Annotated in this window: 18 protein-coding genes; 7 read left to right on the top strand and 11 right to left on the bottom strand. The window is 70.8% G+C overall.

Annotated features, from left to right (window positions below; all coding sequences use genetic code 11):
• Positions 1–538: 538 nt before the first annotated feature.
• From whiA to uvrA, 6 genes are all read right to left on the bottom strand, one after another.
• On the bottom strand, positions 539–1,528 hold the full coding sequence (gene whiA, locus ACIBCU_RS00910; RefSeq protein WP_104789934.1) for a DNA-binding protein WhiA: 990 nt from the start codon (positions 1,526–1,528) through the stop codon (positions 539–541).
• Complete coding sequence (gene yvcK / locus ACIBCU_RS00915) at positions 1,519–2,553, bottom strand: uridine diphosphate-N-acetylglucosamine-binding protein YvcK (protein WP_362938875.1); 1,035 nt, start codon at positions 2,551–2,553, stop codon at positions 1,519–1,521. Before yvcK ends, whiA begins: the two co-directional genes overlap by 10 nt.
• Positions 2,550–3,464 (bottom strand): RNase adapter RapZ, encoded by a 915-nt coding sequence (rapZ, locus tag ACIBCU_RS00920; protein ID WP_362938872.1) that lies wholly within the window; start codon positions 3,462–3,464, stop codon positions 2,550–2,552. The genes yvcK and rapZ overlap by 4 nt, the downstream gene beginning before the upstream one ends.
• Before the next feature lie 56 nt (positions 3,465–3,520).
• Positions 3,521–5,611 carry an excinuclease ABC subunit UvrC gene (gene uvrC, locus ACIBCU_RS00925; RefSeq protein ID WP_399228333.1) on the bottom strand — a complete coding sequence of 697 codons (2,091 nt, stop codon included), beginning with the start codon at positions 5,609–5,611 and terminating at the stop codon, positions 3,521–3,523.
• Between the two features lie 73 nt (positions 5,612–5,684).
• Positions 5,685–6,113, bottom strand: coding sequence for a Rieske (2Fe-2S) protein (locus ACIBCU_RS00930; protein ID WP_362938866.1), 429 nt, complete (start codon positions 6,111–6,113; stop codon positions 5,685–5,687).
• 241 nt (positions 6,114–6,354) lie between these two features.
• Positions 6,355–9,372, bottom strand: coding sequence for an excinuclease ABC subunit UvrA (uvrA, locus tag ACIBCU_RS00935; RefSeq protein ID WP_362938863.1), 3,018 nt, complete (start codon positions 9,370–9,372; stop codon positions 6,355–6,357).
• Between the two features lie 175 nt (positions 9,373–9,547).
• Here uvrA and ACIBCU_RS00940 point away from each other — a divergent pair, with 175 nt between their 5' ends.
• Both ACIBCU_RS00940 and ACIBCU_RS00945 read left to right on the top strand, forming a co-directional pair.
• The gene (locus tag ACIBCU_RS00940) at positions 9,548–10,237 is read left to right on the top strand and encodes a maleylpyruvate isomerase family mycothiol-dependent enzyme (protein ID WP_362938860.1); all 690 of its coding nucleotides are present in this window, start codon (positions 9,548–9,550) and stop codon (positions 10,235–10,237) included.
• 10 nt (positions 10,238–10,247) lie between these two features.
• Positions 10,248–10,904 carry an MBL fold metallo-hydrolase gene (locus tag ACIBCU_RS00945; RefSeq protein WP_399228336.1) on the top strand — a complete coding sequence of 219 codons (657 nt, stop codon included), beginning with the start codon at positions 10,248–10,250 and terminating at the stop codon, positions 10,902–10,904.
• Between the two features lie 66 nt (positions 10,905–10,970).
• On the opposite strand, the gene ACIBCU_RS00950 is transcribed toward ACIBCU_RS00945, so the two are convergent.
• The 5 genes from ACIBCU_RS00950 to ACIBCU_RS00970 all read right to left on the bottom strand — a co-directional run bounded on the left by ACIBCU_RS00950 (position 10,971) and on the right by ACIBCU_RS00970 (position 18,034).
• Positions 10,971–11,969 carry a TerC family protein gene (locus ACIBCU_RS00950; protein ID WP_399228338.1) on the bottom strand — a complete coding sequence of 333 codons (999 nt, stop codon included), beginning with the start codon at positions 11,967–11,969 and terminating at the stop codon, positions 10,971–10,973.
• 266 nt (positions 11,970–12,235) lie between these two features.
• Entirely contained in the window at positions 12,236–14,170 is a 1,935-nt protein-coding gene (locus ACIBCU_RS00955; protein WP_362938851.1) for a TerD family protein, read from the bottom strand.
• A 121-nt stretch (positions 14,171–14,291) separates the two neighbouring features.
• Complete coding sequence (locus tag ACIBCU_RS00960) at positions 14,292–14,870, bottom strand: TerD family protein (protein WP_362938848.1); 579 nt, start codon at positions 14,868–14,870, stop codon at positions 14,292–14,294.
• Between the two features lie 131 nt (positions 14,871–15,001).
• Positions 15,002–17,122: an excinuclease ABC subunit UvrB gene (gene uvrB / locus ACIBCU_RS00965; RefSeq protein ID WP_362938845.1), complete on the bottom strand. Its 2,121-nt coding sequence runs from the start codon at positions 17,120–17,122 to the stop codon at positions 15,002–15,004.
• A 39-nt stretch (positions 17,123–17,161) separates the two neighbouring features.
• The gene (locus ACIBCU_RS00970) at positions 17,162–18,034 is read right to left on the bottom strand and encodes an MHYT domain-containing protein (RefSeq protein ID WP_399228341.1); all 873 of its coding nucleotides are present in this window, start codon (positions 18,032–18,034) and stop codon (positions 17,162–17,164) included.
• Positions 18,035–18,249: 215 nt separating this feature from the next.
• Here ACIBCU_RS00970 and ACIBCU_RS00975 point away from each other — a divergent pair, with 215 nt between their 5' ends.
• The 5 genes from ACIBCU_RS00975 to ACIBCU_RS00995 all read left to right on the top strand — a co-directional run bounded on the left by ACIBCU_RS00975 (position 18,250) and on the right by ACIBCU_RS00995 (position 23,075).
• Complete coding sequence (locus tag ACIBCU_RS00975) at positions 18,250–19,122, top strand: glycerophosphodiester phosphodiesterase (protein ID WP_399228343.1); 873 nt, start codon at positions 18,250–18,252, stop codon at positions 19,120–19,122.
• Positions 19,123–19,170: 48 nt separating this feature from the next.
• Positions 19,171–19,716, top strand: a complete 546-nt coding sequence (locus ACIBCU_RS00980; RefSeq protein WP_399228345.1) for a methylated-DNA--[protein]-cysteine S-methyltransferase — start codon at positions 19,171–19,173, stop codon at positions 19,714–19,716.
• A gap of 113 nt (positions 19,717–19,829) precedes the next feature.
• Positions 19,830–21,146 (top strand): MFS transporter, encoded by a 1,317-nt coding sequence (locus ACIBCU_RS00985; protein ID WP_362938834.1) that lies wholly within the window; start codon positions 19,830–19,832, stop codon positions 21,144–21,146.
• A gap of 64 nt (positions 21,147–21,210) precedes the next feature.
• Positions 21,211–22,164, top strand: a complete 954-nt coding sequence (locus tag ACIBCU_RS00990) for a pseudouridine-5'-phosphate glycosidase (RefSeq protein WP_399228348.1) — start codon at positions 21,211–21,213, stop codon at positions 22,162–22,164.
• Positions 22,161–23,075 carry a PfkB family carbohydrate kinase gene (locus tag ACIBCU_RS00995; RefSeq protein ID WP_362938828.1) on the top strand — a complete coding sequence of 305 codons (915 nt, stop codon included), beginning with the start codon at positions 22,161–22,163 and terminating at the stop codon, positions 23,073–23,075. Before ACIBCU_RS00990 ends, ACIBCU_RS00995 begins: the two co-directional genes overlap by 4 nt.
• Positions 23,076–23,086: the final 11 nt, after the last annotated feature.

Below are 23,086 nucleotides of genomic sequence, written 5' to 3' on the forward strand. Positions count from 1 at the left end.
ATCCCCTTACTCCCGAGTAGGAGTAAGGGATTCCGGTCGGTGGAACCAGTGGGGCCGGCCGCCGCGCCACCCGGTCACCAAGCGTCAACACCCGGCACGGCCGGGCCTCTTGCGGCGCAAGGGCGGCCGGCGCCCTTTTGCCACCGGGAGTCACTGATGTCGGCCCAGTTGTCGCGGTTCCGCCGGCCAGGGGCGTCGGCAATGGTTTCCGCGGATCATTTTCCGTCAAACGCGGGGGCGGCCCCGCAAGCCCCACGCTCAATTGTGCGCAGCCGTACTCAATCGTTGAAAGTGGCAGGCCAACTGCACACTTCCGCGGGACACGGACGACGGAACTGATGAGTTCGCCCGCTCAATCGTGCGGGGCGGCGCTCGGAAAACCAATAGGGAAAAGCTCTACGTCCCCTACGGAAGACTCCCGCCCCGGCCAGGGGGAAATATTGCCGGCCGCGGCCTCCAGGGGCCCGGCCCCCGCGCTTCCTGCCGCGGCAGGGCCCCGGCCGCGCCCGAGGGGGCGGCCGGGGCCCTGCCGCGGCTGTCAGCCCACGAGGCCGTCGGCCAGCTCCTCGCTGAGGGTCGATTCCGTGCCGGGGATGCCGAGGTCCTGGGCTCGCTTGTCGGCCATGGCCAGCAGACGCCTGATCCGGCCCGCGACCGCGTCCTTGGTCAGCGGCGGATCGGCGAGCGCTCCCAGCTCCTCCAGCGAGGCCTGCTTGTGCTCCATGCGCAGCCGTCCGGCCGCCGCGAGGTGCTCCGGGACCTCCTCGCCCAGGATCTCCAGCGCGCGCCCCACGCGGGCGCCCGCGGCGACCGCGGCACGGGCGGAGCGGCGGAGATTGGCGTCGTCGAAGTTGGCGAGCCGGTTGGCCGTGGCGCGGACCTCGCGCCGCATCCGGCGCTCCTCCCAGGCGAGCACCGCGTCATGGGCCCCCAGGCGGGTCAGCAGCGCGCCGATCGCGTCGCCGTCACGGACGACGACACGGTCCACCCCCCGCACCTCGCGCGCCTTGGCGGCGATGGAGAGCCTCCGGGCCGCGCCCACCAGGGCCAGGGCGGCCTCCGGGCCGGGGCAGGTCACCTCCAGCGAGGAGGAGCGGCCCGGCTCGGTGAGCGAACCGTGGGCCAGGAAGGCTCCCCGCCAGGCGGCCTCCGCGTCGCAGGTGGCCCCCGAGACCACCTGCGGGGGGAGGCCCCGGATGGGACGGCCGCGGCCGTCCACCAGGCCGGTCTGGCGGGCCAGCTGGTCGCCGCCCGCCACCACGCGTACGACGAAACGCGAGCCGCGCCGCAGTCCGCCGGGGGCCATCACGATCAGCTCCGAGCTGTGCCCGAAGATCTCCAGGATGTCCCGCTTCAGCCGGCGTGCCGCGCTCCCCGTGTCCAGCTCGGCCTCGATCACGATCCGGCCGCTCACCAGGTGCAGCCCGCCCGCGAAACGGAGAATCGCCGAGACCTCTGCTTTTCTGCAGCAGGTCCGGGTCACGGGAAGCCGAGAGATTTCGTCCTTCACCGCTGGCGTCATCGCCATGGGCCGATCCTTCCATGCATCCGAAAAATACGGTCGTACGCGGCGGCCAACAGCTCCGGCTCATGAATCGGAACGCCGTCGGGTGAGGCCACGGGGGCCAGCTCGACCGCGGCTCCGAGCCGCTGTGCGGCGTCGGCGAGGGACTCGCGGTCGGGCACGGCGGCCTCGTCGGCCAGCACCACGTCCATGGCGAGTTTAGGGGCGTGTCGTCCCAAAACCTCCAAATGACGCTGCGGTGAGAACCCTTCTGTTTCACCGGGCTGTGGTGCGAGGTTCAGCGAAAGGACCTTACGGGCCTTCGTGGTCACCAGTGCGTCGAGCAGCTCCGGGACCAGCAGATGCGGAATCACGGAGGAAAACCAGGACCCTGGGCCCAGAACCACCCAATCGGCGTCGAGAACGGCGGCGACCGCGTCGGGAACCGCGGGCGGATCGGCCGGCACGACGTGGACCGACTGCACCTCCCCCGGGGTCAGCGCCACCGTCGCCTGTCCGCGCACGGTGACCGTCTCGTCGGGGCGCTCCGGGTCGTGCCCCCGTACGAGGGCCTGGAGCTCCAGGGGGACGGCGGACATCGGCAGCACCCTGCCGTGCGCTCCGAGCAGCTTGCCGACCAGGTCGAGGGCCTGGACATGGTCGCCCAGCTGCTCCCAGAGGGCGACGATGAGCAGATTGCCCACCGCGTGCCCGTGCAGATCGCCCTTGGACTCGAAGCGGTGCTGGATGACCTGCGCCCAGGTCTGGCCCCACTCGTCGTCCCCGCAGAGGGCGGCGAGCGCCTTGCGCAGGTCGCCCGGCGGGAGGACGCCGAGCTCCTCGCGGAGCCGGCCGCTGGAACCGCCGTCGTCGGCGACGGTCACGACGGCCGTGAGATCGCCGGTGATCCGGCGCAGCGCCGTGAGCGAGGCCGAGAGGCCCATGCCGCCGCCGAGGGCGACGACCTTGGGCTGTGCGCCGCGCTTACGGCCGGAGAGCGCGGCCGTGGCCCTGCTCAGCCTGCGCTGACGCGGATTGCGACTGGTCACTCGCGCCCCATGTCCCGGTGGACGAGGACGGTCTCGATCCCTTCGGTGGCCAGCCGGGCGGCCAGCTTCTCCGACATCGCGACGGAGCGGTGCTTGCCGCCCGTGCACCCGACGGCGATGGTCACGTAACGCTTGCCCTCGCGGCGGTAACCGGCGGCGATGAGCTGGAGCAGCTCGGTGTACTGGTTGAGGAATTCCTTGGCGCCCGGCTGGTCGAAGACGTAGTCGGACACCTCTTCGTTGAGCCCGGTGAAGGGGCGGAGTTCCGGGACCCAGTGCGGATTCGGCAGGAAGCGGCAGTCGACGACGAGGTCGGCGTCTACCGGCAGCCCGTACTTGTAGCCGAACGACATCACCGTCGCCCGCAGCTCCGGCTCCTCGTCGCCGGCGAACTGCGCGTCCATCTTGGCCCGCAGCTCGTGCACGTTGAGGCTGGACGTGTCGATGACGAGGTCGGCGTCGCCGCGCAGCTCACGCAGCAGGTCACGCTCGGCCGCGATGCCGTCGACGATGCGGCCGTCGCCCTGGAGCGGGTGCGGACGGCGGACCGATTCGAAACGGCGTACGAGGGCGTCGTCGGAGGACTCCAGGAAGACGATCCGCCGGGTGACGTGCTTGGCCTCCAGGTCCGCGAGGGACTCCCGGAGGTTGTCGAAGAATCGGCGGCCCCGTACGTCGACGACGACGGCGATGCGGGCGACGTTGCCCTGGGACCGGGCGCCGAGCTCCACCATCGTGGGGATCAGCGCGGGCGGCAGGTTGTCGACGACGAACCAGCCGAGGTCCTCCAGACACTTGGCGGCGGTGCTGCGCCCGGCGCCCGACATGCCGGAGATGATCACCAGCTCGGGGATGGCCGGCGTGGTGGCCTCGGCCTTCTCCGCGGTGCTTCCCGTACTCCCCGTACTCATGTGTGCTGCTCCGTCTGCTCGGCCGCGTTCGTTCTGCTGTTCATGCGCGTGGTCGGTCATGTCCTGCTGCCCCCGTCGTCCTCTTCAATGATCTCTCCAGTGGCGGTGTTCACGGCCGGTGCGGCCGGGGCGGCCGCGGCGAAGGCGGCAGCCACCGATTCCGCGGTTCTGCGCCCTATCCCCGGCACCCCGCAGATCTCGTCGATTGTCGCCTGCCGCAGCTTCTTGACGGAGCCGAAGTGCTTGATCAGCGCCTGCTTGCGGGTCTCGCCGAGGCCCGGGACGTCGTCCAGAGGGCTGCTGCGGATGCGCTTGGCCCGCTTGGCCCGCTGGTAGGTGATGGCGAAGCGGTGGGCCTCGTCCCGGATGCGCTGGAGGAGATAGAGACCCTCGCTGGAGCGGGGCAGGACCACCGGATCGTCGTCATCGGGCAGCCAGACCTCTTCGAGGCGCTTCGCGAGACCGCAGACGGCGATGTCGTCGATGCCCAGCTCGTCCAGCGCGCGCTTGGCGGCGGCCACCTGGGGCCGGCCTCCGTCGACGACGACGAGCTGGGGCGGGTAGGCGAAGCGTTTGGGGCGGCCGTCGTCCTCCCGGGGCTCCTCGCGGACGAGGGCGGGGTCCTGTGCCTCCGGCGCGACCGCACCGGGCGCCGGCTGACCGGGCACGGGGCCGCCGGGCGCGAGCTCCGCGGGCGCGGGGACGGGGCCGGTGGGCGCCGGGGTCTCCTCCCACTCCCCCGTCCGCTCCTTCTCCTGGAGGTAGCGCCTGAAGCGGCGGCCGATGACCTCGTGCATCGACCGGACGTCGTCCTGGCCCTCGAAGCCCTTGATCTGGAAGCGGCGGTATTCGCTCTTGCGCGCGAGGCCGTCCTCGAAGACCACCATCGACGCGACCACGTCGTCGCCCTGGAGGTGCGAGATGTCGAAGCACTCGACGCGCAGCGGAGCGGTCCCGAGACCGAGCGCCTCGGCGATCTCCTCCAGGGCACGCGAGCGCGTCGTGAGATCGGAGGCGCGCTTGGTCTTGTGCAGCCCCAGCGCCTGCTGGGCATTGCGCTGGACCGTGCCCATCAGGTCCTTCTTGTCGCCCCGCTGCGGGATGCGCAGGCTGACCTGGGCCCCCCTGCGGCCCGCGAGCCACTCGGACACCGCGTCGGGGTCCTCGGGGAGCGCCGGGACCAGCACCTCCTTGGGGACGGAGTCGCCCGACTCCTCCCCGTAGAGCTGCTGGAGCGCGTGCTCGACCAGGCCCGCCGTGTCGACGGCCTCGACCTTGTCGGTGACCCAGCCGCGCTGGCCCCGCACCCGTCCGCCGCGGACGTGGAAGATCTGGACCGCCGCTTCGAGCTCGTCCTCGGCCACGGCGATCAGGTCGGCGTCGGTGGCGTCGGCGAGGACGACGGCGCTCTTCTCCATGGCCCTCTTCAGCGCCTCGGCGTCGTCGCGCAGCCGGGCCGCACGCTCGTACTCCATCTCCTCGGCCGCCTGCATCATGTCCTTCTCGAGGCGGCGGATGTACGTCCCTGTGCGGCCTGCCATGAAGTCGCAGAAGTCCTCGGCCAGATCCCGGTGCTCCTCGGGGGTGACGCGACCGACGCACGGGGCGGAGCACTTGCCGATGTAGCCGAGGAGACAGGGGCGTCCGGTCCGCTCGGCGTTCTTGAAGACACCGGCGGAGCAGGTCCGCACGGGGAAGACCCGGAGCATCAGGTCCACGGTCTCGCGGATGGCCCAGGCGTGCCCGTACGGACCGAAGTAGCGCACGCCCTTCCTCTTGGCGCCGCGCATGACCTGGACGCGGGGAAACTCCTCGTTGAGCGTGACCGCAAGGTAGGGATAGCTCTTGTCGTCGCGGTACTTGACGTTGAACCGGGGGTCGAACTCCTTGATCCAGGAGTACTCCAGCTGGAGCGCCTCGACCTCGGTGGAGACCACGGTCCATTCCACGGAGGCGGCCGTGGTGACCATCGTGCGGGTACGCGGGTGCAGACCGGCCAGGTCCTGGAAGTAGTTGGCCAGGCGCTGGCGCAGGTTCTTCGCCTTGCCGACGTAGATCACCCGGCGGTGCTCGTCGCGGAACTTGTAGACCCCCGGGGAGTCGGGGATCTGTCCCGGCTTGGGGCGGTAGCTGGAGGGGTCTGCCATGTCTCACACCCTACTTGCGGGCGGTGACAGAGCGGCATTTCCGGGGCCCCGGGTGCCGGGACAGGCGGCCCGGTCAGGCTTCGGGGCCCGCGACGAGCTTTCCGCCCTCGACTCTCAGCGGGACGGAGGGCAGCGGCACGGTGGCGGGGCCCTGCAGCGCCTTGCCCGTGGTCATGTCGAAGCGGCTGCCGTGGCAGGGGCAGTTGCCCTCGTTGCCCTCGACCTTGTCCAGGAGGCAGCCGGCGTGGGTGCACTGCGCGCTGAAGGCCTTGTACTCGCCGGCGGCCCGGCAGCTCACGACGACCCGCTGCTCCCGGTAGAGCTTCGCCCCGCCGACCGGGACCTCGTCGGCGGCACCGAGCTCCACGGGCGCGGTGGGCGTGGGCGTCTGCGCGTGGCCGAGCTTCGACTCGGTCGAACAGGCCGCCGCTCCCAGCCCGGCGGCACCGGCGAGAGCGGCCCCCTTCAGAACGGTACGGCGGGCGGCGGGCAGGCCGGGCATGCGGTCTCCACTGGTCGGGGGGACAGAGAGCCGCCGTCACCGTCCGGGGCACCGGGTGCCACGGACTCCGGGCACGGGCCGCACCTGAAGGTATGGGCGACAGACCCGACGATACCGGCGGAGAACGCCGGCCCTTCGACCGGCCCCGGACGGCGCGGGGCGGACGGAGGGGCCGGCGGGCGGGGTGACTGCCCGGAGGGGGCCGGCCCCCAGGTGCGGGGCCCGCCCTCTCCGGCCGGTGTCAGGCCTTCCGAGCCCGGGCGGCCTTCTTCGGCGCGGGCTTGTCGTCCGCCGCCTTACCCGCCGTCCTGGCCGTGGCGGTCCTGCGGGCCGTGGACGTCTTCGCGGCGACGGCCTTCTTCGCGGGTGCCTTACGGGCCTTACGGGCCGCGGGCACCGCTGCCCCACCGATCCGGTCCGCGCCCAGGATCTCCTGGAGGAACTTCCCGGTGTGGCTGGCCGGTACCGAGGCGATGTGCTCCGGGGTGCCCTCGGCGACGACCAGACCGCCGCCGCCGCCGCCCTCGGGACCCATGTCGACGACCCAGTCGGCGGTCTTGACGACATCGAGGTTGTGCTCGATGACGATCACCGTGTTGCCCTTGTCGACCAGGCCCGAGAGGACCGAGATGAGCTTGCTGATGTCCTCGAAGTGCAGACCGGTCGTCGGCTCGTCCAGGACGTAGACCGTGCGGCCGGTGGAGCGCTTCTGCAGCTCGCTCGCCAGCTTCACCCGCTGGGCCTCACCGCCGGAGAGCGTCGGCGCGGACTGGCCGAGCCGCACGTAGCCGAGGCCGACCTCGTTGAGCGTGCGGAGGTGGCGGGCGATCGTCGGAACGGCCTCGAAGAACTCCAGGCCCTCCTCGATCGGCATGTCCAGCACCTCCGCGATGGACTTGCCCTTGTAGTGGACCTCCAGGGTCTCCCGGTTGTAGCGCGCGCCGTGGCAGACCTCGCACGGGACGTACACATCGGGCAGGAAGTTCATCTCGATCTTGATCGTGCCGTCGCCGGAGCAGTTCTCGCAGCGGCCGCCCTTGACGTTGAATGAGAAGCGGCCCGGCAGATAGCCGCGCACCTTCGCCTCCATCGTCTCGGCGAACAGCCGGCGCACATGGTCGAAGACTCCGGTGTACGTCGCCGGGTTGGAGCGGGGTGTGCGCCCGATCGGCGACTGGTCGACGTGGACGACCTTGTCGACGAGGTCGTCGCCGTCGACCCGGGTGTGCCGCCCGGGGACCGACTTGGCGCCGTTGAGCTCGCGCGCGAGGTGGGTGTAGAGGATGTCGTTGACCAGGGTCGACTTCCCCGAACCGGAGACGCCGGTGACCGCGGTGAGCACACCGAGCGGGAAGGAGACGTCGATGTCCTGGAGGTTGTTCTCCCGGGCGCCGTGCACCGTGAGCCGGCGCTTCGGGTCGACGGGACGCCGGATGCCCGGCATCTCGATCTCCCTCTTGCCCGAGAGGTACTGGCCGGTGATCGACTCCTCGTTGGCCAGCAGTTCCTTGAGCGAGCCGGAGTGGACGACCTTGCCGCCGTGCTCACCCGCGCCGGGACCGATGTCCACGACCCAGTCGGCGACCTTGATGGTGTCCTCGTCGTGCTCGACGACGATGAGCGTGTTGCCCATGTCCCGCAGCCGGACCAGGGTCTCGATCAGCCGGTGGTTGTCGCGCTGGTGCAGGCCGATGGACGGCTCGTCCAGCACGTACAGCACGCCGACGAGCCCCGAACCGATCTGGGTGGCGAGCCGGATGCGCTGGGCCTCGCCGCCGGACAGGGTGCCCGCGGCACGGTTCAGCGACAGGTAGTCGAGGCCGACGTCGACGAGGAACCTCAGCCGCTCGTTGACCTCCTTGAGGACCCGCTCCGCGATCTTCTTGTCACGGGCGTTCAGCTTGAGGCGGCCCAGGAACTCGGCGCACTCGCTGATCGACATCGCGGAGACCTCGGCGATGGACTTCTCCATCACCGTGACCGCGAGGACCAGCGGCTTGAGCCGGGTGCCCTCACAGGTCGGGCAGGCCACCTCGCGCATGTAGCCCTCGAAGCGCTCCCGGCTGGAGTCGCTCTCGGCCTCGGAGTGACGCCGCTTGACGTACTGGACGGCGCCTTCGAAGCGGGGGGTGGTGTAGGCGCGCTCGCGCCCGTACCTGTTGCGGTAGCGGACCTCGGTCTGGATCTTGTGGCCGTGGAGCAGGGCCTTCTTGGCACGCTGCGGCAGTCCGGCCCAGGGGATGTCCGTACGGAATCCGAGGGCGTCGGCCAGCGCGGTGATCTGGCGCCCGAAGTACTCCTTGGTGTGGCCGTGCGACCAGGGGTGGATCGCGCCCTCGTCCAGGGACTTGTCCTCGTCGGGGACGATCAGCTCCGGGTCGACCTCCATGCGCGTACCGATGCCCGTGCAGTCGGGGCAGGCGCCGAAGGGGGAGTTGAAGGAGAAGGAGCGGGGCTCCAGCTCCTCGAAGGAGAGGTCGTCGTACGGGCAGTAGAGGTGCTCGGAGTACATCCGCTCACGCTCGGGGTCGTCCGCCTCGAGGTCGACGAAGTCGAGCACGACCATGCCGCCGGAGAGGCCCAGCGCCGTCTCGACGGAGTCGGTCAGCCGGCGCTTGGCGCTGTCCTTCACCGTGAGGCGGTCGATGACCACCTCGATGGTGTGCTTCTCCTGCTTCTTCAGCGTGGGCGGCTCGGACAGCTGGATCGTCTCGCCGTCGACCCGGGCCCTGCTGTAGCCCTTGGTCTGGAGGTCGGCGAAGAGGTCGACGAACTCCCCCTTGCGCTCACGCACCAGCGGGGAGAGCACCTGGAAGCGGCTGCCCTCGGGCAGGCCGAGCACCTTGTCGACGATGGCCTGCGGCGACTGGCGCGCGATCGGCCTTCCGCACTCGGGGCAGTGCGGCTTGCCGATCCTGGCGAAGAGCAGCCGGAGGTAGTCGTAGACCTCGGTGATGGTGCCGACCGTCGAGCGCGGGTTGCGCGAGGTCGACTTCTGGTCGATGGAGACGGCGGGCGAGAGGCCTTCGATGAAGTCCACGTCCGGCTTGTCCATCTGGCCGAGGAACTGCCGGGCGTACGAGGAGAGGGACTCCACGTAGCGCCGCTGCCCCTCGGCGAAGATCGTGTCGAACGCGAGCGAGGACTTGCCCGATCCGGAGAGCCCGGTGAAGACGATGAGGGAGTCACGGGGGAGATCGAGCGAGACGTTCTTCAGGTTGTGCTCGCGCGCGCCACGGACGATGAGACGGTCGGCCACGCCGGTCCGCACCTTTCTGGAGAGAAGTGGGGGAACTGAGCCCCTGTCCCAGGGTATGGGGGGCGCCACAGCGGTGTACGAAGCTTTCGACTCCGAGCGTATAGCACGCGCATTCGATTTACGGTCGACCGGAGACTCCATCACCCGAATGAGTGGCGGGGTCTACGCTCGGGCCATGACTGATCATGCGCGCGACCTGGAAGCTGTACGTGAAGCGACCGATCGGCTGCTCAGTGCCACGGGCAGGATGGACGACGGCGCCGTTGCCGAGCCGTCGCGTCTGCCGGGCTGGAGCCGCGGCCATGTTCTTGCCCACTTGTCACGTAACGCCGACGCCCTCGTAAATGTTCTCCAAGGGCGCCCGATGTACGCGAACAGCGAAACCCGGGACGCCGACATCGAACGCGACGCCGCTCGTCCGGTGGCCGAACACCTCGCTGACCTGCGTACGAGCGGAGCGGCCTTCCTCGTCGCCGCCGAGGCGCCGGCCGACTGGTCGCGCACGGTCACGATGCGCAACGGCGTGACGGAATCGGCCTCCCGGATTCCCTTCCGCCGCTGGATCGAGGTCGAGCTGCACCACGTCGACCTGGGGGTGGGATACGAGCTGGAGGATCTGCCGGAGGAGTTCGTGATCCGGGAGAACGACTTCCTGGCGGAACGGTTCGCCGGGCATCCCGATGTCGTCCCCACGACGGCCGTCGCCCCGGACGGCCGGCTGTGGGCCACGGGCGGCGGCGCCGACGGCGCTCCGGTCACCGTCCGGGGCACGGCCTCCGGCATCCTCGGCTGGCTCTGCGGACGCCGTGACGGCTCCGCGCTCACCGTGGAAGGCGGCAGCCTCCCCGCGCTGCCGCCGCTATAGGCTGCGTCACATGACGTACAGCGGAACGGTCAAGGTCGGCGGAGCTGCGGATGTGCACGAGCTGACGGATCTGATGATCTCCAAGGTCGCCGTCGGACCGATGAACAACAACGCGTATCTGCTGCGCTGCCGGGCCACCGGCGAGCAGCTCCTGATCGACGCGGCCGCCGAGGCCGGGACACTGCTGCGGCTGATCGGCGAGGACGGCATCGCGTCCGTCGTCACGACGCACCGGCACGGCGACCACTGGCAGGCGCTCGGCGAGGTGGTGGCGGCCACCGGAGCACGGACGTACGCCGGGAGGTACGACGCCGAGGGCATCCCCGTCCCGACCGACGAGCTCGTGGAGGACAACGGCACGATCCGGGTGGGCCGGGTCTCGCTGACCGCGAGGCATCTGACCGGTCACACCCCGGGGTCCATCGCCCTGGTGTACGACGACCCGCACGGCGCCCCGCACGTGTTCACCGGGGACTGCCTCTTCCCCGGCGGCGTAGGCAATACGCACAAGGATCCGAAGGCGTTCGCGAGCCTGCTGCACGACGTGGAGGCGAAGCTCTTCGCCCGGCTCCCGGACGAGACGTGGGTCTACCCGGGCCACGGTCACGACACCACGCTCGGTGCCGAGCGCCCGCATCTGCCGGAGTGGCGCGAGCGCGGCTGGTGAACCGCTGAATGCCGGACGGCCGGGTGCCCCTCGCGGGGCCCCGGCCGTCGGTGTGTCCGTCAGGCGCTACTTCTCCGCGCCGACGTTCTTGCTGTCGTCCTTCTCCCCGTCCCTCTCCGCCGCTTCCTGCTTCTTGTTGGCGATGAGGCTGGTGATCGTGGTGATCACCAGGACGCCACAGATGAAGGTGAGGGAGAACGGGATGGAGATCTCCGGGACGTGCACCCCGGACTCGTGCAGCGCGTGCAGCACCAGCTTGACGCCGATGAATCCGAGAATCACCGAGAGCCCGTAGCTGAGGTGGACCAGCTTCTTCAGCAGACCGCCGATGAGGAAGTACAGCTGACGCAGGCCCATCAGGGCGAAGGCGTTGGCGGTGAAGACGATGTACGGGTCCTGGGTCAGGCCGAAGATCGCCGGGATGGAGTCCAGCGCGAACAGCACATCGGTGGTGCCGATGGCGAGCATGACCACCATGAGGGGGGTCATGACGCGCTTGCCGTTGTTACGGATGAAGAGCTTGGTGCCGTGGTACTTGTCGGCGACACCGAAGCGGTGCTCGATCGACTTCAGGAGACGGTTCTCCTCGAACTCCTCTTCGTCCTCGCCGGCCCGCGCCTCCTGGATCAGCTTCCAGGCGGTGTAGATCAGGAACGCGCCGAAGATGTAGAAGATCCACGAGAAGTTCGCGATGACCGCGGCACCGGCTGCGATGAAGATCGCACGCAGCACCAGGGCGATCAGCACACCGATGAGCAGCACCCGCTGCTGGAGATGGCTGGGCACCGAGAACTTCGCCATGATCAGGACGAAGACGAAGAGGTTGTCGACACTGAGCGACTTCTCGGTGATGAAGCCGGCGAAGAATTCGCCCGAGGCCTGGCTCTCGCCGAAGACCAGCAGGCCCAGTCCGAAGAGTGCGGCCAGAGCGATCCAGACGATGGTCCAGATTCCGGCTTCCTTGGTCGAGACGTCATGGGGCTTGCGCCCGATGAAGAAATCGACGGCGATGAGGGCGACCAGACCAAAAATGGTCAGCGCCCAGAGGGTCCATGAAACGTCCACTGCGCCTCCGGCAGTTTGCTACGGGCTATAGATCAGCGTCGTCGCTGCCGGAGGTCTCTTCCACCCGGGAGCGCGGGATGCGCGCCGGGCCGACGCCCCGGGACCGGTCACAGTCCGTACTGACGGGAACGCCGCGATCGGGAGTACTCCCCTCCGCACCAAGAACAGTACATGAAGCACCAAGAAACGGTAAAGTCCGTGCCAAGCAGTGATCAAAATGCCAGGCCAGAAGCTATGCGCGGATAATTGACCTACCGTCATCCGGCTCAGCGGTGACCGTTTCGCCGCGCCGCGGCCACCAGCGCGAGCACCTGTTCCAGGACGCGGCTGCCCTGCGGCGCCCTCAGCGGCTCGTACGTCCACGCGTGGCCCACCCAGGGGTCGGCCAGGTGGTCGTCGGCCACGGGGGTGATCCGCAGCAGGGAACGCCACAGCGGGTCGAGCACCGGCCCGTAGGCGTGGGCGTCCTCGCGGTCGGCCACCATCAGCAGGTGCACGCCCACCGAAGGCCCCTCGTCGGCCAGATAGCGCAGCTGGGTGACGGCCCTGTCGTCGAAGCCGTGCGGGAAGTCGTTGACGATCAGCAGGTGCTCCCCCGTGTCGAGGTCCGGGGGCAGTGCGTCCGCCGCGCCGGCCCTGATCGCCATCTGCACCAGATCGACACGCCGGGTGAGGTGGGCGAGGACCGAGGACACGCCTTCCGCTCCGGCGGCGGGCGGCCCGGCGAGAACCCCGGAGGCGACCAGGGGGGAGAGCGGGCCCGCGGCGGAACCGGCCGGGTCGATCACGTGTACGGAGAATTCGTCCGCCGGGTAGACGGCGAGCAGCCGCGCGGCCAGGGCGACCGCGGTCTCCATGGCCAGGGTGCGCAGTTGGTCCCCGGTCGTCGCGGCAGCCGCCTCGGAGGCCGTACGTCCGCTGTCGACCCAGATCCCGCGCTCCAGGGGCAGCCGCACCAGCAGCGGGATGCGCAGGCCGATGCCCTCGGGCAGATGGAGGTCGCCGATGCGCAGGGCCATCGGGATCTCCATCGGGACGCGGTAGCCGTGCCAGACGGGGTTCCCCCAGCCCGCGTAGGCGGCGGGGAGGGCCGGTTCGACGACGGCGGACTCGGCGGCGAGCTGGGCGAGATCGCGCTCGAGCGCCTCGCGCGCCCGGCCGGTGAGTTCGTCGTGCTTGGCCCGGGCCTCCTCGCGGGCCCGGTCGCCGGCACCACCGATGCGGCTGCGCGGGTCGGAGAGCGTCCGGTCGAGCTCCTGGTCCATCCGGGACTCGGCGAAGTCGACGGCGCTCCGGTAGGCGGCGACGGCGCGGGCCAGGTCCTCGAACATGCCCCAGATCTGGTTGTAGAGGCGCTCGTCCATGGACCAGCCGGTGGCGTCGCCGGCGACGGGCTGCGCGGGCTGTCCCGGGGCGGCGGGTGGGGCCGCGGGCGGCGGCGGGGGCGGCGGTGAGGTCTGTCGCCGTGGGTGCGCGTAGTTGACGGGACCGCCAGGTGCGTCGGTGTGCGGGGGCGCGGGCTCTGCCGACGGCTCGGGGATCCGCGCCGAGGCGGGCGGCCTGCCGCCGCCTCCGGTGGTCGCGGGGCCCGCCGGGTGGCGTACGCGCTCGCCTTCGGGGGCACGGGGCGGCGGGGGCACGGAGCGGGCGAGCCCGGAGGCGACCGCCTCCTGGATGGAGGCGGCCAGCTCCGCCGCCTCGGCCACCCCCTGGTCGGCGAGCATCTCGGCGAGCCCCGCGGCATAACCCTGGCCGACGGCGCGGACCTTCCAGACCCCTTGGCGGCGGTAGAGCTCCAGTGCCGACACGGCGGACTCGGTGTCCAGGCCGGTGAGGGTGAACGTGGCGATCTCGGTGCCGTCGAGTCCGGTGACGGCGACGAAGGGGGCGGCCACGGCACCGAATCTGCCCGGCCGCCCGGCCCCGATGGGCAGGGCGAGGAGCACGGTGACGCGGTGCACGGAGTCGGGCAGGGCGTCCAGGTCCACGGCCAGCCGGTGGTCGGCGGCCGCCTGCCGGGACACCTCGAGTCCGGGCACCCGGTGCGACGCGGGGTGGGCGATCCACTCGGCGCCCCGGACGGTGCCCCGCTCGTCCCCGAGCGTGGCCCCGGCCACGACGGGTGAGCCCGCCGACACCCTGATCTCCAGACGGGTCTGGGGCAAGGTGTGGTTCTGCCCCCGGACCAGCTCGGCCGTCATTGCCCTGTCCCCTCGACGTTCGGTGTGGTGCCCTGCCATGGGCGCAGCTCCCGGCGGCGGGTGCCTCCGGGAGCTGCTCGTACGGATCTGCGGGCCGGGTGCCACCCGTGCCCTGCCGCGTCTACAGGTGCGGCAGGATCGCCGGCATCAGGTCCTGGAACGTGCGGCCGTTGGCCGGGTTACCGAGGGCGGTCATCTGCCATCCGCTGCCCGCGCGGTGCACCTTCGCCATGATCTGCGCCGTGTACTGGCCGCCGCCGTCCAGCGTGTAGCGGGCGAGCTCCTGGCCGTTGGTCTCGTCGACGATGCGACAGAAGGCGTGGCGCACCTCCTGGAACGTCTGGCCGGTGAACGAGTTCACCGTGAAGACGATCTGGTCGATGTGGACCGGGACCCGCTGCAGGTCGACGAGGATCGCCTCGTCGTCGCCGCCCGAGCCGGCGCCGCCGACCAGGTTGTCGCCGGTGTGCTTGACCGAACCGTCGTCGCTGACGAGGTGGCGGAAGAACACGACGTCCACGGGCTGCTTGTCGGCGAAGAGCACCGCCGAGGCGTCCAGGTCGATCTCACGGGTACGCGAGCCGAACAGCCCTCGGCGCGGGGCCGCCTGCCAGCCGAGCCCCATCCGTACCGCGGTCAGGGTCCCCCCGTCGCTCTTCTGCAGGCTGATGGCCTGGCCCTTGGTCATGTTGACCGTCACGCGCTGTCCCCTCTCCGCTTGCCCCGCAACCGTCGGTGTGCGGTTTCCGAGCACCCTACGCAGTCACCGCAGGCGGGAAGAGTCGTGGACCGTTTTTGTGTCGGTCCTGCAACACTGCGGGCCCCAGGGGGTCAGGCCAGCCCCGCCTCCCTCATCTGACGCAGCTCCTTCTTCAGCTCCCCCACCTCGTCACGCAGCCGTGCGGCCACCTCGAACTGCAGGTCGGCGGCGGCCGCACGCATGCGGTCCGTCATCTCCTCGATGATCCCGGCGAGCTCGGCGGCGGGCCGGTCGGTGACCACCGCGCCGCCCTTCTTCGCCTTGCCCCCGGCGGCCGCCTTGCCGCCCAGCGAGGGGACGGGGGCCTTGGTGTCCTTGGCCTGCCGGTAGCCGGTGCCGAGGAGCTGCTCGGTGTCGACCTCCTCGCGGGCGATGGACGCGACGATGTCGTTGATCTTCTTGCGGAGCGGCTGCGGGTCGACCCCACGCTCGGTGTTGTAGGCGATCTGCTTCTCGCGGCGGCGGTTGGTCTCGTCGATGGCCTGCGCCATCGCCGGGGTGACCTTGTCGGCGTACATGTGGACCTGCCCCGAGACGTTACGGGCGGCACGGCCGATGGTCTGGATCAGGGACGTGCCGGAGCGCAGGAAGCCCTGCTTGTCGGCGTCGAGGATGGCCACGAGCGACACCTCGGGCAGGTCGAGGCCCTCACGCAGGAGGTTGATGCCGACCAGCACGTCGTACTCGCCGGAGCGCAGCTCGCGCAGCAGCTCGATCCGGCGCAGCGTGTCGACGTCGCTGTGGAGGTAGCGGACCTGGATGCCCAGCTCCAGGAAGTAGTCCGTGAGGTCCTCGGACATCTTCTTGGTGAGGGTGGTGACCAGGACGCGCTCGTCCTTCTCGGTCCGCATGCGGATCTCGTGGACCAGGTCGTCGATCTGGCCCTCGGTGGGCTTGACGACGACCTCCGGGTCGACGAGCCCGGTGGGCCGGATGATCTGCTCGACGAAGCCGTCGCCCCGGGACATCTCGTACTTCCCGGGTGTGGCGGAGAGGTAGACCGTCTGATCGATACGGCCCAGGAACTCCTCCCACTTCAGCGGGCGGTTGTCCAGGGCGGAGGGCAGCCGGAAGCCGTGGTCGACGAGGGTCCGCTTACGGGAGGCGTCGCCCTCGTACATCGCGCCGATCTGCGGCACGGTGACGTGCGACTCGTCCAGGACGAGGAGGAAGTCCTCGGGGAAGTAGTCGAGGAGGGTGTTGGGGGCGGTGCCGGGAGAGCGGCCGTCGAAGTGCATCGAGTAGTTCTCGACGCCGGAGCAGGTGCCGATCTGCCGGAGCATCTCGATGTCGTACGTGGTGCGCATGCGCAGCCGCTGGGCCTCCAGCATCTTGCCCTGCTTCTCCAGCTCGGCGAGGCGCACCTCCAGCTCCTGCTCGATGCCGCTGACCGCCTTCTCCATGCGCTCGGGGCCCGCCACGTAGTGGCTGGCGGGGAAGACGTGGAGCGAGGCGTCCTCGCTGATGACCTCGCCGGTCAGGGGGTGGAGGGTCGAGAGCGCCTCGATCTCGTCGCCGAACATCTCGATGCGGACGGCGAGCTCCTCGTACACCGGGAAGATCTCGATGGTGTCGCCGCGGACGCGGAAGGTGCCGCGGGTGAACGCGAGGTCGTTGCGCGTGTACTGGATCTCGACGAAGCGGCGCAGCAGCTGGTCACGGTCGATCTCGTCGCCGACCTTGAGCTGGACCATCCGGTCCACGTACTCCTGCGGGGTGCCCAGGCCGTAGATGCAGGAGACGGAGGCGACCACGACGACGTCGCGCCTGGTCAGCAGCGAGTTCGTGGCGGAGTGGCGCAGCCGCTCGACCTCCTCGTTGATCGAGGAGTCCTTCTCGATGTAGGTGTCCGACTGCGGGACGTACGCCTCGGGCTGGTAGTAGTCGTAGTACGAGACGAAGTACTCCACGGCGTTGTTCGGGAGGAGCTCGCGGAACTCGTTGGCCAGCTGGGCGGCCAGCGTCTTGTTCGGTGCCATCACCAGGGTGGGGCGCTGAAGCTTCTCGATCATCCAGGCGGTCGTCGCCGACTTGCCCGTGCCGGTCGCGCCGAGCAGGACGACGTCCTTCTCACCCGCGCGCACACGCCGGTCCAGCTCGGCGATGGCCGCCGGCTGGTCACCGCTGGGCTGGTAGGGACTGACGACCTCGAAAGGCGCCACCGAACGTTCGATCTTCGAGACTGGCCGCATGCAACCACCGTACGACCCCCCACTGACAACGACCGGGGATCAGCGGTTCCACGACTGCCGGGACGCCTTGCGGGCGGCGCTCGCGTAGGACGGCGTGTGCCGTCGCTGGGCCGGGATCGATGTCATCGGCCCCCCGCCCCGTGCGGCCTGTCCCGGCAGTCGCCGGGCTTCTCCGGGGCCGCCGGACACCACCAGGGGGTCGATCATCACGACGACGGCGGCGAGCAGCAGGAAGCAGCCCGGGCCGATCATCATCGGCAGGAGCAGCGAGGTGGGCGCCTCGCCCGGCGGTGCCGGCACCGCGTCGGGGTGCAGGTGCACCCGGAGCGCGGCCATCCCCGTGTAGTGCATCCCGCTCACGGCCACGCCCATGACCACGCTGGCGCCCAGGCTGGGGAGGAAGCCGTGGACGGAGACGGCCGCCCAGAGCGCGGCTGTCGCGGCCACCACGGCGATGACGACGGAGAGCGCGACGGTGAGGGTGTCGTACTCGAACAGTCCCTCGAAGTTCATTCCGGCCATGCCGAGGTAGTGCATGGAGGCGACCCCGAGGCCGGTGATCGTCCCGCCCGTGACCAGCGCCATCCGGGTGGCGCCCCGGTAGCCCACCAGGAAGATGCCGACCCCGACCATCCCGACCCCCACGGCGAGACTGGCGTAGGTGAGGGGCCTGTCGTAGCTCACCGGCGCTTCCCGGACGGTGAAGCCCAGCATCGCGATGAAGTGCATCGTCCAGATGCCGGACCCGATGGAGGTGGCGCCGAGTGCCAGCCAGCCGGCTCTGGAGGCTCCACGGGTGCGCAGGGACCGTGTGGTGCACCGAAGACCGAGCGCGGCACCGAGGCATGCCATGAGGAACGCCGTGACGGGCGTCACGAGGCCGTAGGTGAATCCGTCAACTGTGCCCTGCATGCTGGTACGCCCTTCGCGGTGTGCCCGGGTTCGGGGTGACCCTAAAGGGCAAGGCCCGGCAAGCAAACATAAGAGCGGCATTTTATCCGCCTCCGGGCCCTCCGCGGACTCGGCGCCCACCCTTCCGTTCACAACATGGCCATCATCCTCCTCCCCTCCGTTGGGGATCTGATGCGAGTCTCTGCTCTGACGACATCCCGACGCGAGGAGTACACGTGTCCGTACGCACAGCAACCGCTTCCGGCGCCGCCGCCGCCATGCTCGGCGCCTGCGTCCTGCTGCCCGCCACCCAGGCCCAGGCCTCGGGCGCGCAGGACAGCCCGGTCGTCTACGCACACCGGGGCGCTTCCGCCTACGCCCCGGAGAACACCCTGGCCGCCGTGGACGCGGCGGACGACCTGGGCATCGCGTGGGTGGAGAACGACGTCCAGCTCACCAAGGACGGCGTGCTGGTCGTCGTGCACGACACCACCCTGAACAGGACCACCGACGCGGAGGAGGTCTTCCCCGACCGCGCGCCCTGGGCGGTCAAGGACTTCACCGCGGCGGAGATCGCGAAGCTGGACGCCGGCAGCTGGTTCGGCGCCGGCTTCGCGGGCGCCCGGGTGCCGACGCTCAGCCAGTACCTGCACCGTGTCGAGCGCAACCGCCAGAAGCTGCTCCTGGAGATCAAGAGCCCGGAGATCTACCCGGGGATCGAGAAGGAGACCCTGCGGGTCCTGCGCAAGGAGGGATGGCTCGACCGCGCCCACGTCAAGCACAAACTGATCATCCAGAGCTTCGGTGCAGAGAGTGTGAAAACTGTTCATGTTCAGCGTCCGGACGTCGTCACGGGCTTCCTGGGCACCCCGGCGGTGGCCGATCTGCCGTCGTACGCGGCGTTCACCGACCAGATCAATCCGTCGTACACGACGATCGGCGCCGACTACGTCGCCGCGGTGCAGAAGCTGAAGGGCGCCCACGGCAAGCCTCTCCAGGTCAACACCTGGACGGTGAACGACGCGGCGAAGGCTGCCGAGGTGGCCGGCTTCGGCGTGGACGGCATCATCACCAACAACCCCGACGTCGTCAGGGACGCCACCCGCTGAGCGGCTGACGGGACGGCACTGTCAGTGGCCGGCCGTACGGTGGATCGCATGGAGAGCAGCGAGCAGGTCGTGGAGTGGTCCGTCGTGCCGAGCGACATCGGCCCGCTCCTGCTGGCCGCGACCCGCTCCGGCCTGGTGACCGTGGTCTTCCACGCGCGCCCGGCGGTCCGGGACAAGGTGCTGGAGCGGCTGCGGACACGGCTGGGCGCGGAGCCCGTGGAAGCCCCGGACTCCGCGCTGCTGGCCGAGCCGGTGCGCCAGCTCGCCGCGTATTTCGCCGGAGAGCTGCGGGACTTCTCGCTCGCTCTGGACTGGTCGCTGAGCTCCGGCTTCCACCGCGAGGTTCTCACCGAGCTGGCCTCCGGTGTGCCCTACGGGACCGTCGTGGGCTACGGCGACCTGGCGAGCCGGGTCGGCCAGCCGGGCGCCGCCCAGGCCGTGGGGGCGGCCATGGGCTCCAACCCGCTGCCGGTCGTGGTTCCGTGCCACCGGGTGGTGGAGAGCGGCGGCGGGCTCGGCGGGTTCGGCGGCGGGCTGGAGACGAAGCGGCAGCTGCTGGCTCTGGAGGGCATACTCCCGCAGCCGCTGTTCTGAACGCCGTCCGTGCCGGGCCGAAGAGACGATCACCGCGTCGTCCCTTCGCCGAAGGGCACATCACCGCGTCGTGCCGCGCTCCGTCGCTTCGTACCGACCGTGTCCGTCACGCCATGTCGCACGGAGGTACACGCTGGCACACTGCGACGGTGACGCCAGCCACCCCCGCATCCCGGATCACAGCCACCGAGCTGCCGGCCCTGCGGCGCCGGATATCCGCCGTACTCGTCGGCAGCCAGATACTCGGCGGTCTCGGCGTGGCCGTCGGTATCGCCCTCGCCCCGGTCCTGGCGGCCGAGGTGAGTGGTTCCGAAGCCCTGTCGGGGCTCGCGCCGACCGCCTCCGTGACGGGCACCGCACTGCTGTCGCTGCCGCTGGCCGCTCTGATGACCTCGCGGGGCAGGCGCGCCGGGCTCGTCCTGGCCTACCTGATCGGGGCGTTCGGCGCCTTCCTCGTGGTGACCGCTGCCGTCGTGGGCAGCTTTCCGCTGCTGCTGCTCGGCATGGCCGGCTTCGGTGCCGGCTCGTCGGCCAATCTCCAGGCGCGGTTCGCGGCGGCCGACCTCGCGGAGCCGGAGCGGCGCGGCCGGGCGATCTCCACCGTCATCTGGGCCACCACGATCGGTTCGGTGCTCGGCCCGAACATCGCCGCTCCCGCGAGCCGGGTGTTCCGGGGCACCTTCGTGCCCGAGACGGCGGGCCCGTTCGCCTGGGCCGCCGTCATTTTCCTGCTCACCGGGGCCGTGGTCGCCGTGCTGCTGCGCCCCGACCCGCTGCTGACCGCGCGGGCGCTCGCCTCCGAGGACACGGCCGACGCGGCGAGCCGATCGCTGCGGGCGGGGATCGCGGCGGTGCGGGCGGCCCCGATGGCCCGGCTGGCACTCGTGACGGTCGCCGTGTCCCACACCGTGATGGTCTCCATCATGGTCATGACCCCTGTCCATCTGGGGCACCACGGCGCGGACATCCAGCTGATCGGCCTGGTCATCAGCGGACACATCGCCGGCATGTACGCGCTGTCCCCCGTCATGGGCTGGCTCTCCGACCGGGTCGGCCGGCTCTCCGTCATCGGGCTGGCAGCCGGACTGCTCTGCTGCGCGGCGGCGTTGGCCGGTACGTCGGGTGACGGGCACATCCGGACGGCCGCAGGCCTTTTCGTCCTGGGGCTCGGCTGGTCGGCGGGCCTGGTAGCGGGCTCGGCGCTGCTCACCGACTCCGTACCGCAGGCGGCACGGGCCGCCGTGCAAGGACTCTCCGACCTCACGATGAGCACGGCGGCCGGCATCGGCGGCGCCGTCGCCGGAGTGATCGTCTCCCGGCTGGGCTACGGCTGGTTGAACGCGGTCGCCGCCTGCCTCCTCCTGCCGATGGCCGCGCTCGCGTTGCGCAGGGCGCCGGCCCGGCCGGCCCCGGATTCCGCGAAGGCCTGACCACCCGCTCGACAGCCGGGCCGTCGCGGGTTTGCGGCGCCCGGGCCCGCGACAGAGATGGGGCATGCCTCAGAATCCATCGGCACCCCTGTCGCAGGAACCCGGCCGCAGCACCCCCGTACTCTCCGAAGAGGTGCGGGAGGCCCTGGAAGAACAACGTCCCGTGGTCGCCCTGGAGTCGACGATCATCGCGCACGGGCTGCCGCGCCCCCGCAATCTCGACGTCGCCCGGGAACTGGAGGAGCTGGCGCGGAAGGCCGGCGCCGTCCCCGCCACGGTCGCCGTGCTGGACGGCCGTGCGCATGTGGGTCTGGACGGCGCCCAGTTGGAGCGGGTCGCCGGGGACCCGGACGTACGCAAGCTGGGCCACCGTGATCTCGCGCCCGCGCTGGCCCTCGGCGCGAGCGGGGCCACCACCGTGTCCGCCACCGCCTTCCTCGCGGCGCGGGCCGGTCTGAGCGTCTTCGCGACCGGCGGGCTCGGTGGCGTACACCGCGAGTGGACACAGACGCAGGACGAGTCCGCGGACCTCCGGCTGCTCGCCCGGACCGGGATCACGGTGGTGTGCGCGGGCGTGAAGTCGATCCTGGACGTACCCGCGACACTCCAGCGCCTGGAGACCCTCGGTGTCGCCGTGCTGGGCTACGGGACGGAGTATTTCCCCGGCTTCTACCTGAGCAGCTCCGGCGAGCGGGTCGACTGGACCGTCCGTACGCCCGAGGACGTCGCGCAGGTGATGCGGGCCGGGGAGCAGCTGGGCGGCCCGCCCGCGGCGCTGATCGTCGCCAACCCCGTACCGGAGGACGAGCAGTTGGACCCGGCGGTGCACGACCGGGTGCTCGCCGGGGCCCTGGACGCCTGCCGGAGGCGGGGGGTCACGGGACAGGCGGTCACCCCGTTCCTGCTGGAGTATCTGATGCGGGAGACCGGCGGGGCGTCCCTGGAGGCCAATCTCGCCGCCGTACGCGGAAACGTACGGCTGGCCGCGCGGATCGCCGTGGCCGCGGCCGGCCGGTGAGCGGGACCGGCCGCGCGGTGGGCGGGGGCGGTCTGCTCGTGGTCGGGGAGGTGGTCACCGACGTGGTCGTACGGCACACCTCCGCACCGCTGCACGGCACGGACACGCCCGCGCGGATCTCCACACTGCCGGGCGGGGCGGGGGCCAACGCGGCGTGCTGGGCGGTGCGTTCGGGGTGCCGGGACGTCCGGCTGCTCGCCCGGGCCGGGGCGGAATCCGCGGCCTGGCACCGGGACGCGCTACGTCGGGCCGGGGTGCGCCCCCTGCTGTGCGTGGACGAGGACGCTCCGACCGGCACGGTGGTGGCCCTGGTCGATTCCTCGGCCGAACGCACCTTCCTCACCGACAGCGGGGCGGTCCTGCACCTCTCGCCCGGCGACTGGTCTCCTTCGCTGCTCGACGGCGCCGCCCGGCTCCATCTGTCCGGCTACCTCCTCTTCGGGCCGACGAGCCGGGCGACGGCGGCACTGGCGCTGCGGGAGGCCCGGCTGCGGGGTGTCCCGGTGAGCGTGGATCCGGCTTCGGCCGGATTCCTCGCCGCACTGGGCGCCGCCACGTTCCTGGACCTGGTAGAGGGGGTCGATCTGCTGCTGCCCAACGCGGACGAGGCACGCGAGCTGACGGGGCTGCCGGATCCGTCGGACGCCGCGGCCAAGCTGAGCCGTCATGTGGGCCGGGTCGCCGTCACGCTCGGGGCCCGGGGCGTGCTGTTGGCGGCCGACGGCACGGTGACCGCGCGTGTGCCCGCCGGGGAGGTCGGCGCCCCGGTCGACTCGACAGGGGCGGGGGACGCGTTCACCGGCGGCTTCCTCGCCGCCCTCATCGCCGGTGCGGACGAGGTCTCGGCGGCCGCGGCGGGCTGCCGGGCAGGGGCCGAAGCGGTCGCGACGGTCGGGGGCCGCCCGGCGTGACGACCCCTCGC

Origin of the sequence: Streptomyces sp. NPDC051064 (assembly GCF_044455985.1) — a bacterium.
Taxonomy (GTDB): domain Bacteria; phylum Actinomycetota; class Actinomycetes; order Streptomycetales; family Streptomycetaceae; genus Streptomyces.

What these genes read in the sequence shown, in the direction of transcription:
- whiA (WP_104789934.1), bottom strand. Translation starts at nt 1,528, where the DNA reads ATGGCGATGACGCCAGCGGTGAAGGACGAAATCTCTCGGCTTCCCGTG.
- rapZ (WP_362938872.1), bottom strand. Translation starts at nt 3,464, where the DNA reads ATGAGTACGGGGAGTACGGGAAGCACCGCGGAGAAGGCCGAGGCCACC.
- uvrC (WP_399228333.1), bottom strand. Translation starts at nt 5,611, where the DNA reads ATGGCAGACCCCTCCAGCTACCGCCCCAAGCCGGGACAGATCCCCGAC.
- ACIBCU_RS00930 (WP_362938866.1), bottom strand. Translation starts at nt 6,113, where the DNA reads ATGCCCGGCCTGCCCGCCGCCCGCCGTACCGTTCTGAAGGGGGCCGCT.
- ACIBCU_RS00940 (WP_362938860.1), top strand. Translation starts at nt 9,548, where the DNA reads ATGACTGATCATGCGCGCGACCTGGAAGCTGTACGTGAAGCGACCGAT.
- ACIBCU_RS00945 (WP_399228336.1), top strand. Translation starts at nt 10,248, where the DNA reads ATGACGTACAGCGGAACGGTCAAGGTCGGCGGAGCTGCGGATGTGCAC.
- ACIBCU_RS00955 (WP_362938851.1), bottom strand. Translation starts at nt 14,170, where the DNA reads ATGACGGCCGAGCTGGTCCGGGGGCAGAACCACACCTTGCCCCAGACC.
- uvrB (WP_362938845.1), bottom strand. Translation starts at nt 17,122, where the DNA reads ATGCGGCCAGTCTCGAAGATCGAACGTTCGGTGGCGCCTTTCGAGGTC.
- ACIBCU_RS00970 (WP_399228341.1), bottom strand. Translation starts at nt 18,034, where the DNA reads ATGCAGGGCACAGTTGACGGATTCACCTACGGCCTCGTGACGCCCGTC.
- ACIBCU_RS00980 (WP_399228345.1), top strand. Translation starts at nt 19,171, where the DNA reads ATGGAGAGCAGCGAGCAGGTCGTGGAGTGGTCCGTCGTGCCGAGCGAC.
- ACIBCU_RS00985 (WP_362938834.1), top strand. Translation starts at nt 19,830, where the DNA reads ATGTCGCACGGAGGTACACGCTGGCACACTGCGACGGTGACGCCAGCC.
- ACIBCU_RS00990 (WP_399228348.1), top strand. Translation starts at nt 21,211, where the DNA reads ATGCCTCAGAATCCATCGGCACCCCTGTCGCAGGAACCCGGCCGCAGC.